Genomic DNA, 14,544 nt, shown 5'->3' on the forward strand with positions numbered 1-14,544 from the left:
GAACTCGCGGAGCAGAGGGGCGCATCTCGCCCGGGTTGTGTGTGTAGTCTACGACTCTACTCAGAGATCCCGCAAGAGTGGGAAACCGCCGTCGCGCGCAGGCGGCTTTGGCTTAGGCGAGAGCGGTCCCTGGCCGTCGGCTGATTTCTGCCAACGAGCGAGGGGAATAGTCTTTTTTCGGGAATTGCACTTTACGTACATTACCTGAGGTTGCATTCTTGATTGGCCAGAGTCAGGCTAATAGTTCATGGAGGCAAACCTTGATCCACAGAGCTTTTCTCGAACGAGCGACTGAAACTCCGAGTACTCCCGCCATCTATTACAACGACATCAAAGTAACTTATGGCGACCTGACGGCCCGGGCAGGCCAATTCGCGGCAGCGCTGAGGGCGACGGATGTCCGGCGCGATGACCGGGTTATCGTCGCACTTGATCAAGGTCCAGATCAGATCGCGGCTGTTATCGGTGTCTTGCTGGTCGGTGCGGTTTATGTGCCGGTCGATCCATGCCAACCCGCCCTGCGCCTGGCTAAGATCGTTCAGCAATGCGACCCAGTCGCCGTCATACTTGACGACACGGACAAGGCAGTCTGGGCGCCAGATGCCGCGTGGATCACGCCGGGGACTTTACCTGCGTCCGGACCGGTCGATGAAGAGACACGCTCAGACAACGACTTGGCCTATATCATCTTTACCTCGGGCACGACGGGCATACCCAAGGGTGTCGCGGTTTCGCACGGGGCGGCATGGAACACGATTCAGGACATCAACCGTCGCTGGTCGGTCACCGCCTCCGACCGCACCCTGACGCTTTCGGCACTGACCTTCGATTTATCGGTCTACGACATCTTCGGGCTTCTGGCCGTCGGCGGCGCACTGGTCATACCGGAACCGAAACTGGCCAGAGAGCCCGCAGAATGGCTGCGGCTGCTCCGCGAGCACCGAGTGACCCTGTGGAATTCGGTTCCTGCGCTTATGGGGATGATGGTAGGATACCTTGGCCGTATGCCCGAGCGGATCGAGGGGGCTGAAATTCGGCTGGTAATGCTGAGCGGTGACTGGATTCCGCTGAACCTGCCGGATCGTATCCGCACTGCCTTTTCGCCGGATTGCCTGGTCTCGCTCGGCGGTATGACCGAAGTGTCGATCTGGTCCACCTTCCACGACATCGAAGAGGTTTCACCGGAATGGACAAGCATCCCCTACGGTCGGCCGCTGTCAGATCAGACGGTGCACATCCTGAATGAGGACATGCAGCCTTGCGCCGATGGGGACGTTGGGGAACTCTGCTTTGGTGGGCGTGGTCTGGCGCGCGGTTATTGGGGCGATGCAGACAAGACCAAGGCAAGTTTCGTGTCGTCAGAGCAGTTCGGACGGCTCTACCGCAGCGGCGACAACGGGCGGATTCTGCCCAACGGAGAGATCGAGTTTCTTGGCCGCCGTGACACGCAGGTCAAGGTCGGTGGCTACCGGATCGAGCTGAGCGAAGTCGAGGCCGCCTTACTGGAACATGACGGTGTGTCGGAAGCTGTCGCGCGGACTGTGACCCCTGGCGCGAATGCCGAAGACCGGGCTCTGGCGGCCTTCGTCGTCGCGCACAACGGCGATATCGACCTTGCGGTCTTGCGGCAATTTCTGCGGACGCGGCTGCCCGACTATATGATCCCCTCCTACATCGAAACCCGGGATGCATTACCGCTGACCGCCAATGGCAAGGTGGATCGCGGGGCGCTGTGCATTGGCGACACCCAGACCGTGGGCGGGGGCGCGTCGGACCCTCTCGTTGCGATGGTCGCATCGGTTATGAGTCAGCCGGGTCTGGGGGAATACAGCAACTTTTTCGACCACGGTGCACAGTCGCTGGTGCTTGCCCAGATGGTCGCCCGGCTCCGCGAGGAATTCGGGGTAGAGCTGACCCTGCGTGAGCTGTTCGAGAACCCGTCGGTAGCGCAATTGCGCCCGCTGGTGACCGACGGCACGCGCCGCAGTACTGCATTCCGCAGGGTGTCCGACTACCCGCCGAGTGCGCGAGCCTCGTACAACCAAGAGCAGGTCTGTTTCCTGACCTCCTTTTTCCGCTCCAGCCGCGCCTATAACTTCCAGGCGACGCTGGAATTCGTCGGCGATCTGCACATCCCCAGGCTGGAACGCGCGATTTCCGCGGTCATTGCCCGACATGAAATGCTACGCAGCACGATCCACCTGACCGACGAGGGCTATTGTTCGGAAATTCATCCGCCCTACGATTTTGAAATTCCCTGCCACGATCTGTCAGACCTGCCTCGGAAAGAGCAGGACAGTATTTTCCAGGATATGCTGGACGAAACGCTCGACACCGTGTTCGACGTCGAAGCCTTGCCCATGCTCAAGGTGATCGCGGTCAAGCGGTCCAATACCGAATGGTCGCTGATCCAGATCGAACATCACGTTGTGCATGACGGCTGGTCCGTCGGTCGGCTTTGGCATGAAATCCAGGAAATCTATGTGGCCGATCTGGAGGGCCGAGAGTGCGAGCTGCCGGAATTGACTGCGCAATATCAGAACTTCGTCGCGTGGCAGCGGGACCGGCTCGAAGGCGGCTCCGGCAAGACCGCATTGAAAAACATCGCGGCGTCGCTTGATGGTGCGGCACTTGATGTGCGGATGTCGGAACGCCAGACCGAAAATACCGAGCTTGGCGGCCACAACATCCGCCAGATTTTGCCTGAGGACGTGGTGGCGTTGGTGCGCAAGCGCGCCCGCGAACTTCGGGTGTCAGACTATGCGGTGCTGCTGACGGTTTTTGCCAGTTTCATCGGCGATCACGCCGGAGCAGATGATTTCTGCGTCGGCGCGGCCGCAAGCGCCCGGACCGAGCGTGAAATCGAACCGTTGATCGGCATGATCGTTAACACGATCCCCGTGCGCGCCAACCTCAAGGGTGCCGACAGTCTGGCCGAGATGGTGCCGCGTATCCATGCCGCGCAGATGGACGCTATGCGCTATCAGGACGTGCCGTTGGTGATGATCGTCAAGGAGATGCGGGTCGCGAAAACTCAGGGCCGCAACCCAATCTTTCAGTACGGCTTTGGGTTCCACGACTCGGCGGTTCCGGATTTCGACTTTGGTACCGCGCAGGGGCGGCTGCACGAAGAGCAGAACCAAACTGCGAAATTCGACATTAACGTTATCGTTATCCCGCCCGTGAAAACGCGGCCAGAAAATCATGCCCGCATTCTGTGGGAGTTTTCGTCCCGCCTGTTTACCGAGGAAGACGCAAACCGGTTGTCTGATGATTACGTCCAGCGCCTCAAGGTCGCCCTGCAGGCGCCACGGGCAGCATTCCGGCACGGGACCAGAGCGCTAGAGAATCAGTAAGCGCCGCGTATGTACAGCGCGGCCAGCAAATGCTTTCGATGGTTAGAGATCAGGCGACGGCGTAACGCTTGCGGCCTTTGATCCGGTCCTCGATCTCATCGCGGAAGTTGCGGACTAGTGCCTGGATCGGCCAGGCGGCGGCATCGCCTAAACCGCAGATGGTGTGGCCTTCGACCTGCTTGGTAACGTCGATCAGCATGTCGATCTCTTCCAGTTCGGCCTCACCGCGCACCAGACGCTCCATCACGCGCATCATCCAGCCGGTGCCCTCGCGGCAGGGCGTACACTGACCGCAGCTTTCGTGCTTGTAGAACTTGGAAAGCCGCCAGATCGCCTTTACGATGTCGGTCTGCTTGTCCATGACGATCACGGCGGCGGTGCCGAAGCCGGACTTGAGCTCGCCCTTGAGATAGTCGAAATCCATCAGGGCGTCGCGCATGTGCTCGCCACGCACCAAGGGGGTCGAGGACCCGCCGGGGATCACCGCTAGAAGGTTGTCCCACCCCCCCCGAATACCGCCGCAATGTTTCTCGATCAGTTCTTCGAAGGGAATCGACATCGATTCCTCGACAACGCAAGGGTTGTTCACGTGGCCCGAGATGCCGAACACCTTGGTCCCGACATTGTTCGGACGTCCAAATGAGGCGAACCATTCGGGGCCGCGCCGCAGGATCGTCGGCACGACTGCGATTGATTCCACGTTGTTCACAGTAGTCGGGCAGCCGTAAAGACCCGCACCCGCCGGGAACGGCGGTCGCATCCGGGGCATGCCCTTCTTGCCTTCGAGGCTTTCCAGCAACGCGGTCTCTTCGCCGCAGATATAGGCGCCCGCGCCGTGGTGCAAGTAGAGGTCGAAATCCCAGCCGCTGCCCGCGGCATTGCGACCCAATTTGCCGGCGGTATATGCCTCGTCGATGGCGTTTTGCAGCGATTCTCTCTCGCGGATGTATTCGCCGCGGATGTAGATATAGCAAGCATGCGCGCCGATCGCGAAAGACGCTATCAGGCAGCCCTCGATTAGCGTGTGCGGATCGTGGCGCATGATCTCACGGTCCTTGCAGGTACCTGGTTCGGATTCGTCCGCGTTAACCACCAAATAGGCCGGGCGTCCGTCGCTTTCCTTGGGCATGAACGACCATTTCAGACCGGTCGGGAACCCCGCGCCGCCACGACCGCGCAGGCCGGAATCCTTCATCGTCTGGATGATCCATTCACGCCCGTTCTGCAAGATCTTGTCGGTGCCATCCCAATGCCCACGGCTTTGCGCTCCTTTCAGCGACCGATCGTGCATGCCGTAAAGATTGGTGAAAATCCGGTCAGAGTCTTTGAGCAAGTTATTTCCTTTCTCAAGGCCGCGGGACCGCTTGAAAAACGGTCCAAATTCTTTGGTCTACTAGACCAGAACACCCCTCGAAGCAAGGCGATTCGCCCCGCAGAGGCGGCCTGCCACAGGGCGGTGCGGGATGGTCGCCGGGGCCATCCGCGGCGCATGGAGTGGCGGCGAGTACTCGCCGAAAGCCCCGTAAAAGGAGAATTAAAATGTCAAAATTCATTTTAAACTTGCATGCACATCGACCGCTTCTAAACTGGAGGCTGCATGACATCAGACAGGAGGGTTTCGATGGCGAACCCATTTGACGACGAGGCTGGTGAGTTCTGCGTGCTAGTCAATCACGAGGAGCAATACTCCCTCTGGCCGGTGCGATGCGAGGTTCCCGGGGGGTGGAACACGGTCTTCGGCCCCGACAATCGGGAGGCCTGCATGGACTATATCGAGACGCACTGGACCGATATGCGCCCCAAGAGCCTTCGCGACCATTACGAAGCGTCCACGGCCTGACCGGGGACCAGGCCCGGGGCCAACCATGATCGTCGAAGAGCGGCAATACAGCCTCGCGCCACGGAACAAGTCGGCGTTCTGGGCGAATTATCTGGCAGCCGGGCTCCCGGTGCAAACCCGCTTTCTGCCAGCGCCGCTCGGCTTTTTCTTCGTCGATCTCGGGCAGACGTCGTGTTTCGTCCACATGTGGGCCTACAAGGATTACGGCCACAGGGAAGACTGCCGCGACGCGCTCGAGCAATGCGAGGCCTGGCATCGCTACGTGACATCGGCCCATGCCTATATCGAAGCCATCCATATCCGAATTCTGAAGGCTCTGCCGAACGAATATGCGTTGCTTGGCCGGGCGGTGCCGGATTTCGACAACGTCTGACGGCCGCGCAACTGCCAACCGAACTGCCGGAATCGGTGATCGCAACTTTGAGGTGATGCACTGTTAGGCGGAAGAACGCAGCCAAGCACCCGGCTGGCCTCTGAATTTCCATTCAAAATCAAGTCACAGGCAGGTTTCCGCCACGCTTCAACGGGTCTGTTGACTTTGCTCCTTTTGATTGTGAAGCTGATGCACGACTCTTTCTTAGGTTGCTATGCGCGCTGGGTAACTGCGTTCCGATATCAAAGCCGTAATCACACAGAGACGAGGGCAAGATGACTTTAAGCCTATGTATGGTGATCAAGAACGAAGGCGATCTTCTGGGCTTCTGGATGCCCGGTGTGCGCGATCTTTTCGACGAGTTCGTCGTGGTCGATACCGGGTCCGCCGACAAGACCATCGAGGTGCTCAAGATGGATTACGGCGCGCGCGTGGTCGAGCTGCAGCCCAACAGCAACGACCCGTTCATGATCACCCATGCCCGCAATGTCGCCATATCCGAGGCGTCTTCGGAATGGGTTCTTGTCCTGGATGCTGACGAATCGGTCAGCCGCTCGGATATCCTGAAACTGAGAGAGGAAATCGAGCGCGGCGAGCAAGGTGCCTATTTCCTGGTTTGGCGTAACCGCAGAAACGGGACGATCTTCGACGATTACAAGCTCGTGGCGTTCCGGCGGGACTCGGGGATCCTGTTCGAGGGCATGGTGCATTGCAACACCCAAAGGTCTGCGCGGCGTCTAGTCGTCAGGACCGGTTTTCTGACCGATGTCGTCATCCATCATTCGCTCGACGGGTCCAAAACCTCGCGCGAGTGCCGTTCAAAACGGCTGGAGCGCTACATCGCGCTGGAGCCCGACAATTGGCGGTATCAGTGGTTTCTGGGATACGCCTATTTCCAGAACGGCGATTTCGAAAAGGCCGTTCCGCTGCTGCGCGACACCTGCAACGCCATGTCCGAAGACTTTCCGGTGGAATGCCTCAACGCGCATTTCGTGCTAACCGATCTGAATGCCCGCAAGGGTACTCATGACAAATGCTTCCGGATCATGAAGCAGGCCAAGATGTTCTACGACCAGGTCCGCGACGATTTCGAAGTCCGGGTCAACCATCAGATGAACGGCTGGATCGACGACACCCGGGCGCTCATCGACAACCACGAACTGGAAAAGGTAAAATCCTATGAATTCGCCTACTGATCTGGATGCGATAACGCCGGAAGAGCTGACCGAGAACACCTTCGGATCCTCCGATCCGTTCTTTCGCAAGGAACGCGGCGAGTATCCGACCCAAGAAGAACAGCAGATGTGGCGCGACGAATACGAGCGCCGCGCGAAAGAGCTTCACAAGGGGCATTTCCGTCAAGAGCTCGAACTGGCTTTGGCCCTGCGCGAGAAATACAAGCCGACGACCTTCGGCAAGATGAAGGTCTATGACGCGCTGCGCATGCTGGCCGAATGCATCGACCCCACCGACACCGAGCTTTATTGCGTCGACCAGCTGGTACACGCGCTGCAGGTGGCCAACGGGATGGAAGAGGACGGGATCACCGACGAATCCCTGATCATCACAGCACTCATCCACGATCTGGGCAAGATCACTGAACTGGTCGGGGAAAAGCCGGAATACGTGAACGGCCCGAACGAACCGATTGGCGAGAACGAGCCGGGCTGCGGTCTGGACAATGCGATCTTCACCTGGAACCATGACGAATTCGCTTATGAAAAGCTGAAGGATCATGTCCCCGATCACGTGGCGTGGCTCTTGCGGTATCACAGCCTGCGGTTCGACATGTCGCGCGACCTAATGGACGACCGAGACCGGGAATACTATGACAAGTACCTAGGCGTTTTCCGCAAATACGATCTGGGCACCAAGTCAATTTTCAAACTGCCGACAAAACGGCTGGAGGATTACCGTGAATTGATTGAGCGGCATTTCCCCGAAGAGATCGACATCTGATCCATGCAGGACGCTAAAGCTACCCAGCAGCCCGTGCGGCACGAGGACATTCCATTGACGGGCGCGGCGATCGAACATCTGGAGCGGCGCGACGTATCGGCCGCCCAGCTGCACTACAGCCTTCGGAAATACACCGGCGATCCCGGCGAAATCGCGGCGTTCGCGGCGTTTCTGGAGCGCTGGCCGATGTATTCCGAAGGGCCCGGGCACAATGAGACGAAGCGCGATATCGTCGCCTGCATGGCCACGGCGCGCGATCTGGTCCCAGGTCTGGGAGCGCAATTCCGGAACAGGCTGGCCGGGCGACCCGTGTTGCAGGACGACGACCTCATCGCGCTGAACGACCTGTGGCAAAGCACGATCATGGGCCTGGACCCCTCCGATTATGCCGACGTGGCGCCCCTGCTGGATACCGTGACCTCCTTTTTCACGACCCGCTCGGCATCCTTCAACTTTTCGGCGGTGAATGCCGCGGTGAACGATTTGCGGCATGTCGTCGAAAGCTATCCGTTCTCCGATGGTAGCCTACTGGCCGCAGGGCGCAGGCGGAATCTGCACGGCGATGTACTGATCAACCTACTGGCCGATCCACGGCCTTCGATGCTGCATTGCATCCGGGTTCTGATTCACGAACGGGGTTCCGGCGCGCGCGACAGGCACGAGGCGGCCTCGGGCAAGAGGATCGTCGAGGATCTGCTGCGTACCCGCCCGCCCTTCAGATCCATCCACCGGATCGTCGAGACGCCCGCCAGAGAGATCGAGAAGACCATCCGCGTCGATATCCTCGAATGCAACGCGGAAAGGGACAGAGGGCTGGGCTTGACCTTCGGGTTCGGGCGCCACATCTGCCCCGCAGGCACCCTGATATCGGACTCGCTGCACGCGCTCTGGGCCGCGTTACAGGAGTTCTGGCCCGCGCGGCCGGTGGCCTATACATGGCAGGGTATTCCCTGCGACCGGGCCAACCCGCTCCGCGAACAGCGCATGGTTTTCCATCGGGCGGGCTGAGGCGAAAGCCTCAGCCGACCAGACCGCTGAGCTCCCGCCACACGGCGATCACGGTCAAACTTGCCAGACCCTCGCCGACAGGGGAGGTACCGCCCGTGTTTTCCCGCAGAACCAGCCCACATATTCGGCACAAATTTAAATCTTCAGTATTTTCGAGTAATTTCAGCCGTAGGCACTTCAACTGTCGGCTTGAAATGAGTTCTGATTACAGTTTGGGGTAGTTGTTGGCGCGCAGTGAGCGCGTATCAGTTTGGAAATCAACTACTGCTAGAACACAGCTATTGTCTCACACCACCCAAGTCTATCCGCCAAAGCCAACACAACATAAAATGGATGATTGCCCAACGTCAGATCAATTTTTTCCAAGCGTAACACATTGATAGGCGGGGTGCAGCTGATGTTTTACCTTCACCTTCTGAACTACATCGTCACTTACGTCGAACAAGCCTGCAACAGTCTTGAGATCATCATATTTTACAATCGGTCCCAGCCGATCAAAGTCGCAGCCTGCTCGGCGCAAAATTCGCTCAACGTAGACATCGTAGACCGAAATGATCTTCTTCATTCCTGCCGCCTGCGCGGTCGAAAAGAGCCCGTAGAGAAGTTCCCGCGTCACCAGATTGATCCCTTCCGATCCAAATTCTGTCGCTGCTTTGGTATCAACACAAAACCGCGAGCTCTCGAGAATGAGTGGGTGCCGAATAATGCCGGATTCACCCATTACTTCCGGGAAGACATCAGACAGCATGTGCGGCCCGATGGTCGGCAAGAGGCGCAATGAAGCCAAAAGCCGCCGCGTCTCTGAAACGACGCAGATATAAAGTGGATTCATGTCATCAAACCGGTCTTTCTCAAGACCATTCTCCACCGTAACACGCCATCCACGACGCTCGCTAAACTGGCGCGCGCGCAGACGATACATTTGCTCAAAAATGTCTGCGTGAGCTTCGCGTTCTTCTTCAAAAGCTGCAAGAATCATCGTTCTCTCCGTCAAAGATTTCCTTCGACAGAACATTGCTTTGAACGATGGGCGCACACATATCCGTAAAATTACGGAGGTAGCTTCAAGTCTTGGATAAAGTGATGTAATTGCTGGGGCGATTTTCCGGGCGCTATTCCATCAAGACTTTGTCTTACAAGGCTTTTGCAGTGCGCTAATTGAACACCTTTTTCAGTAGCGGGTCTGCAACCTGGATGAACGGATCTGCCTGAATGTGTCCTGCCGCAATGGCTCGAGCGACAGCCTGGACCTTTGTGCAGGCTTGTAACTTTGCGGCTGCATTGGCGAGGTGGGTTTCCACAGTCCTCTCGGAAATACCCAGTATAATTGCTGTGTCTTTGGAGGTTTTCCCCATTGCGGCGCATTGGAGTGCATCTTTTTCTCTGGCGGTAATTTGAATAGCGTCAAACTGAGCTACGCGCGCGGACTTTTCGAGTACAGCTTTGTGCAAGAGGTAAGCAAAGTAGATGACGTCAGACTTTATGCTATGAAGGTATGCTGACCAGTCAGATTGACCAATCTCAGAGTTCATGGAAACCAGCGCAGTCTCGCCGCTGGGACCGCGAACCGGAATGGTGACCCCTTGGTCAGATACACCGAACTCCATTGCCTCGCCGAAGAACTGTTGCGACTTTCTGGTCGGTTTTGGCACCATCATCCAATTGACGGGCAGAAAACTGCGCATTCCCGCCCAGACGATTGGATCAATTTCATCGTAATTCATTGCGAAGTAGTGGCTTTGCCATTCTTTGGCATAGGTCGTCAGCAGCCTGCCTGGGCTGCCGGTCACAGCCTTACTGCTGAGAAAAAAGTAGGTGATGTTGGAGAACCCAAATTTCGCTCCAAGTTCGGTCAGGAACGCAGTTTCACGTCCGGGTTTCTGAAACTGCTCTAGGTTGTCAGAAAAGTACTCTGAAACGACACCGATTTCCATTGCTTCGCACCTGTTCACCGACTCATTTGGACGCTATTTTGATCGGTTAGCACGTCATTGGTGTCGCGTGCGACGTTAAATAGCGCCAAGCGTGTCAAATATCAGTGATACTGAGAGTTCTCGGCATGGTTTCGCCCATAGCTTGTGCTGATGCTGAGTGCGTAAGCTGTTCAACAAGAGCGACAACAAGAGATCTCCGCTTCTCGTCCAATGATAAGAGCTGCTGAAGCATGCTCAAGCAGTCATCTGTAAGCCGCAAACCCTGCAACTCTTCAGATGTGTCAGATGGAAAGAAATCTGCAATCGGTATCTGCAATTCGCGTGCCAGCGTGAGAAGAGCGTCCGCTGGTATGCGGTTAAGGCCCAGCTCATACTTCTGGATCTGTTGCGGGGAAATCGACAAAACCTTCGCGAAACTCGCTTGCGTCTGTCCGTGCATTTGCCGGGTCATCTTCAAGCACTGACCCAGTTTATTTATGTTGTGTTCGCGCCGTTCGCTCACTGCCGTCTATCCTCATCTCAGAAAGGAGAACCGGCGCAAGCCGGACGTCAGCGAGACCCCCGGCCTAGACAGGGGAGCGTGGATTTTGGGTCAAGACCTTGGACAGAGCCACACCATCCGGCCAAGAAACGACCGGACAAGCCTGCCCAATAGCGTACCGAATGGCCGCTAGGCACTATCTCTTTTCCAGGGCTCGCTGACTTCCCCGCGCGGGTGCACCCGCGATGGGGGGACACTAGCCGCGAAATCTGTTTAGAATCAAGAGGGCAGGCTCGCTATCCGTGAGCAAGTACCCGTGCTTAGGGGTGGCCTAGGCCTTAATCAGCTCTGCGCCTGGGTCTTGCGATAGTGTCTTGTCAAAGGTTGCCAGACTCGAACAGCGCGCGTCCGTAGCAGCCAGAACGATCATTCGATCGGAAAACCCAGCGCCACCATTGGCGTAGCGTGAGAGAGCCAATCCAACACGATCTGCTTCCTCTATCACCAGATCACGAGATGCCAGCAACCCTTCGATGGCTGGCACGATCTGGGTCCTAGGCATCTTGTAGGCCCGCTCCAGAACCCAGACGAGTTCCACGATTACCTCCCGGCAGATGAAGCCCTGGTCTTCTTCGGTCAGTCCTTCAACGAGATCGGCCGCAGCCTTTCCCTGCGCCTCATCGTCCTGAACAAGGAATCGCACAAGAACATTGGTATCGAGCGCGATCATTCCGTAGCGCCTTCGGCGATGGCCTCATCCATCTGTTCCAGACTGATCGGTGACTGACATGCTTCGGAAAGAATGCCCTTGAGCCGTTTCGCAGACCCGACCCGGAGGATCCGCACCTCGCCACCATCGAGGAGAACATACCTGATCCGGTCCCCCGGTGAGAGGTTCAGTGCGCCGCGAACATCTTTCGGCAGCGTCGTTTGGCCTTTCACGGTTATCGTGGACTCTTGCATGGCACCCTCAATTCAAAAGCTGTACTTGCCTTACACATACGACAACTGCATTACTTTTTCAATCTTCACGCCCGCTTCTTCCTTTCGACCTTCCCTCAAGCCTACGGCGCTCAGACAAGCCAATCAGGCTTCCTGCAATGTTTAACCTGCCTAAGGCGTGCTTTCGGGTCATCGCTCGCAACAACCCGCCCGGATTGCGAACAGGCGTAACCGGGTGATCCCGGTTTGCATCGATCACCAACAGACAAAGCGTTGTAAGGTGTTGGCCCATTTCATCGACGGCCGCATGATAGGCGGATTCGTTGATGCCAAGAGGATGCAACACCCCATGGGCGCCGTGGATGAAATCAATCTCTCGAAGATGATCGCGCTCGGCCTTGCAGAAGCTCACATGGGCTCGAAGATTGGGTGACGCCAGTTCAAAGAGCCGATCAAGGGTCATGTTTTTCAAGATTTTGAGGTTGTGCGCATCCTCGGATCCCGCAGACTTGCTTTCTAAGCAATGTTCACCGCCATGAGGCGGTGAATCAAAATTATTGCTGTCCGGGGACGTGTCCCCGGTCCGCTTATCCACGGGAACGTTACAGGTTACAGAGTTATTTTCAGTTGTATCATGTATATATCGCCGGAAGTTTTCTTCCGCCCGACCGGAAGACTCCTCACACAATAAACGGATGTCATCCAGATCCTTTGAGGCCTGAAGCGCTTCTTGGTAATGTGCTTCCAACGCCTCTAAGGAGGGATAGGCCGAATATCGCGGTGCCCAGCTGACAAACTGATCCCGGATACGACAAAGACCCTCGTGATCCGGTTGCTCGGGATGCAACTCCATCAGCCCCTTTTTCACCATTCGTCGCAAAGCGCTGCATTTCAGGCGCAAGGTTTTGCGGCGCCGTTCCTCACGTCGGAACTGGTCGCGCAGCATCTCCAGATCTTCGATCCTTTCAATGAGGGGAGAAAAACTCAGCCCCTGCCGGTAGCCGTTCCCATCGCTGCGTCGACTGCCATTGGCCGAGACATTCTTGGCAATAAAGCCAAAGACGTGTTCCAGCGCGTGCTCATCGTTGCGCACCGCCCGGTCTGTTTTCCCAAGTGCGATGGCGAGGTCCGTTTGCATCTTGCTGCAGATTGGCTCGACGGTGGGATCCGTCCAATCCTTCGGTCGCGTGTAACGGATCATTGTGAGAATTGTGCGCAAAAGCGCATCTGACATTCCTATGTACTTGCTGACATCTGTCAGAAGCCCTTCGACATGGCTTCGGTAAAGCCCGGGCAGTAGCGCCGGATAGGTTTCCGGGGCCGCGTCTTCGACGCAGCGTGCCTGATTTTGATACATCTTTCTGTCCTGCTCGATTGAGCAAGCCGCAAACCACAGGGCAATATTTTCTTGATCGCGCAAGCGCGTTTTTTCTTGCCTGTTCTGAAAGAGGGGTGATAGAATCGAAGCCGAATAGATTGATGGCTTACTGAGGACTGCCGTCCTTGGTACTGATACCCCCCGTAAAGGTTTCCGCCTTGCGGGGGTTTCCATTTCTTGGGGTCTGAATTCTCCTTCGCGTCCAAACTATGTTTCGACGGGCATGGTATGGGGATTCGGTCATATCGCCAATTGTTGTGGTTAGTCTGTGATCGACCACCACAAATTGCGGTTAGTAGTTGACCACCTCATAGCCATGATTACCTTGATAGTCTGTCCATTCGATCCCAACCGCGCGCGTGTAGCTTGCCGGTTCGCAAGAGCGGGATGGGATCACCCAGGCAGGAACAGGCGCAGGTGATACGCGCCGCCAATGGAAGTCTCCCTGGGTGCCATAGGTGCCCAAGGTGATGTTTGATCGAACACGGCACTCCTCGTCGCGGCCATATTTTCGATGGCTGTAGGACATCACGTTCCAAACCTTGATCGAACGCACATAGTCAAAATCCGGCCCGGATATATCGATGTCCGCGGTTCCGTTTGCATTCGAGATGTCCTGCGCCAGATGCAGCAAAGCTGAGCGTGCTTCAGAGCTGGTTTCCGTATACAGGGCCGGGAAAGGGGTAGGGGGCTCCTCACCGGATTTGTCAGAATCCGATACGTAGTCGAATGTCGGCTCAGCTTGATATTCAAGCGCCAGTCGCCGCAAGGTCTCCATGAAGGGGGAGGGCACCCGCGGATTTGATGCGGCTCCCATTGGGCAGTTCCAGATCTGCAATGGTGGCTCTATGGGCCAGGGCGTGATGCGGCGGATGAACACGGCGCGGGCATGCGCGCATTCAGCCGAGGCTGGCCATCCACCTGACAAGCACAGCAGGATTGCGCAGTCCACCGGATAGGCCTCAGCTCTTTGAGCGGGCAAGGCAAGAGTCAGACCTGTGGCAAAAGCCAAGCCGGACATCAGTTTGAGCGGAATTTTCATGGAACCCCTTTTCAGATAACGCATTCAGAATCTCGCGTTTGATGTGGTTATCTGATACAGTATTTATTTACTTGACTGCAAGTATGGTGATTTGTAGTAGAACATCCATAATCGGAACATGGCTGTATGCGCGATTCCGAATATGGGTTAATGCTGCGGGATATGATGGTGTGATGACACCTTACTGCCGGAGCTGAGACATGATCGAAATTCAACCAGTCCTTTTGTTGG

14 protein-coding genes are annotated in these 14,544 nt (G+C 56.7%); 6 read left to right on the forward strand and 8 right to left on the reverse strand.

Annotated features, from left to right (window positions below; translation table 11 throughout):
• Positions 1 to 260 precede the first annotated feature (260 nt).
• On the forward strand, positions 261 to 3,356 hold the full coding sequence (locus ACR1XV_RS20650) for an amino acid adenylation domain-containing protein (RefSeq protein WP_480534827.1): 3,096 nt from the start codon (positions 261 to 263) through the stop codon (positions 3,354 to 3,356).
• A 49-nt stretch (positions 3,357 to 3,405) separates the two neighbouring features.
• Here ACR1XV_RS20650 and nuoF read toward each other — a convergent pair whose 3' ends face one another.
• On the reverse strand, positions 3,406 to 4,689 hold the full coding sequence (gene nuoF / locus ACR1XV_RS20655; RefSeq protein ID WP_480534829.1) for an NADH-quinone oxidoreductase subunit NuoF: 1,284 nt from the start codon (positions 4,687 to 4,689) through the stop codon (positions 3,406 to 3,408).
• 288 nt (positions 4,690 to 4,977) lie between these two features.
• Here nuoF and ACR1XV_RS20660 point away from each other — a divergent pair, with 288 nt between their 5' ends.
• From ACR1XV_RS20660 to ACR1XV_RS20680, 5 genes are all read left to right on the forward strand, one after another.
• Positions 4,978 to 5,196 carry an MbtH family protein gene (locus ACR1XV_RS20660; protein ID WP_480534831.1) on the forward strand — a complete coding sequence of 73 codons (219 nt, stop codon included), beginning with the start codon at positions 4,978 to 4,980 and terminating at the stop codon, positions 5,194 to 5,196.
• Positions 5,197 to 5,221: 25 nt separating this feature from the next.
• Positions 5,222 to 5,569 carry an NIPSNAP family protein gene (locus tag ACR1XV_RS20665; protein WP_480534833.1) on the forward strand — a complete coding sequence of 116 codons (348 nt, stop codon included), beginning with the start codon at positions 5,222 to 5,224 and terminating at the stop codon, positions 5,567 to 5,569.
• 275 nt (positions 5,570 to 5,844) lie between these two features.
• Positions 5,845 to 6,765, forward strand: coding sequence for a glycosyltransferase (locus ACR1XV_RS20670; RefSeq protein ID WP_480534835.1), 921 nt, complete (start codon positions 5,845 to 5,847; stop codon positions 6,763 to 6,765).
• On the forward strand, positions 6,749 to 7,528 hold the full coding sequence (locus ACR1XV_RS20675) for an inositol oxygenase family protein (protein WP_480534837.1): 780 nt from the start codon (positions 6,749 to 6,751) through the stop codon (positions 7,526 to 7,528). Before ACR1XV_RS20670 ends, ACR1XV_RS20675 begins: the two co-directional genes overlap by 17 nt.
• Before the next feature lie 3 nt (positions 7,529 to 7,531).
• On the forward strand, positions 7,532 to 8,536 hold the full coding sequence (locus ACR1XV_RS20680) for a hypothetical protein (protein WP_480534839.1): 1,005 nt from the start codon (positions 7,532 to 7,534) through the stop codon (positions 8,534 to 8,536).
• Between the two features lie 352 nt (positions 8,537 to 8,888).
• Here ACR1XV_RS20680 and ACR1XV_RS20685 read toward each other — a convergent pair whose 3' ends face one another.
• The 7 genes from ACR1XV_RS20685 to ACR1XV_RS20715 all read right to left on the reverse strand — a co-directional run bounded on the left by ACR1XV_RS20685 (position 8,889) and on the right by ACR1XV_RS20715 (position 14,337).
• On the reverse strand, positions 8,889 to 9,515 hold the full coding sequence (locus ACR1XV_RS20685; RefSeq protein WP_480534841.1) for an acyl-homoserine-lactone synthase: 627 nt from the start codon (positions 9,513 to 9,515) through the stop codon (positions 8,889 to 8,891).
• Between the two features lie 175 nt (positions 9,516 to 9,690).
• A complete protein-coding gene (locus ACR1XV_RS20690) occupies positions 9,691 to 10,470 on the reverse strand; it encodes a helix-turn-helix transcriptional regulator (protein WP_480534843.1) in 780 nt (259 codons plus the stop codon).
• Between the two features lie 94 nt (positions 10,471 to 10,564).
• On the reverse strand, positions 10,565 to 10,972 hold the full coding sequence (locus ACR1XV_RS20695; protein ID WP_480534845.1) for a helix-turn-helix domain-containing protein: 408 nt from the start codon (positions 10,970 to 10,972) through the stop codon (positions 10,565 to 10,567).
• A 310-nt stretch (positions 10,973 to 11,282) separates the two neighbouring features.
• Entirely contained in the window at positions 11,283 to 11,681 is a 399-nt protein-coding gene (locus tag ACR1XV_RS20700) for a PIN domain-containing protein (protein WP_480534847.1), read from the reverse strand.
• Positions 11,678 to 11,914 (reverse strand): type II toxin-antitoxin system PrlF family antitoxin, encoded by a 237-nt coding sequence (locus ACR1XV_RS20705; RefSeq protein ID WP_480534849.1) that lies wholly within the window; start codon positions 11,912 to 11,914, stop codon positions 11,678 to 11,680. The genes ACR1XV_RS20700 and ACR1XV_RS20705 overlap by 4 nt, the downstream gene beginning before the upstream one ends.
• 58 nt (positions 11,915 to 11,972) lie before the next feature.
• The gene (gene repC, locus ACR1XV_RS20710; protein WP_480534851.1) at positions 11,973 to 13,313 is read right to left on the reverse strand and encodes a replication initiation protein RepC; all 1,341 of its coding nucleotides are present in this window, start codon (positions 13,311 to 13,313) and stop codon (positions 11,973 to 11,975) included.
• Positions 13,314 to 13,563: 250 nt separating this feature from the next.
• Entirely contained in the window at positions 13,564 to 14,337 is a 774-nt protein-coding gene (locus ACR1XV_RS20715; RefSeq protein WP_480534853.1) for a hypothetical protein, read from the reverse strand.
• Positions 14,338 to 14,544 lie beyond the last annotated feature (207 nt).

Source organism: Ruegeria sp. AD2(2025), from assembly GCF_056542385.1.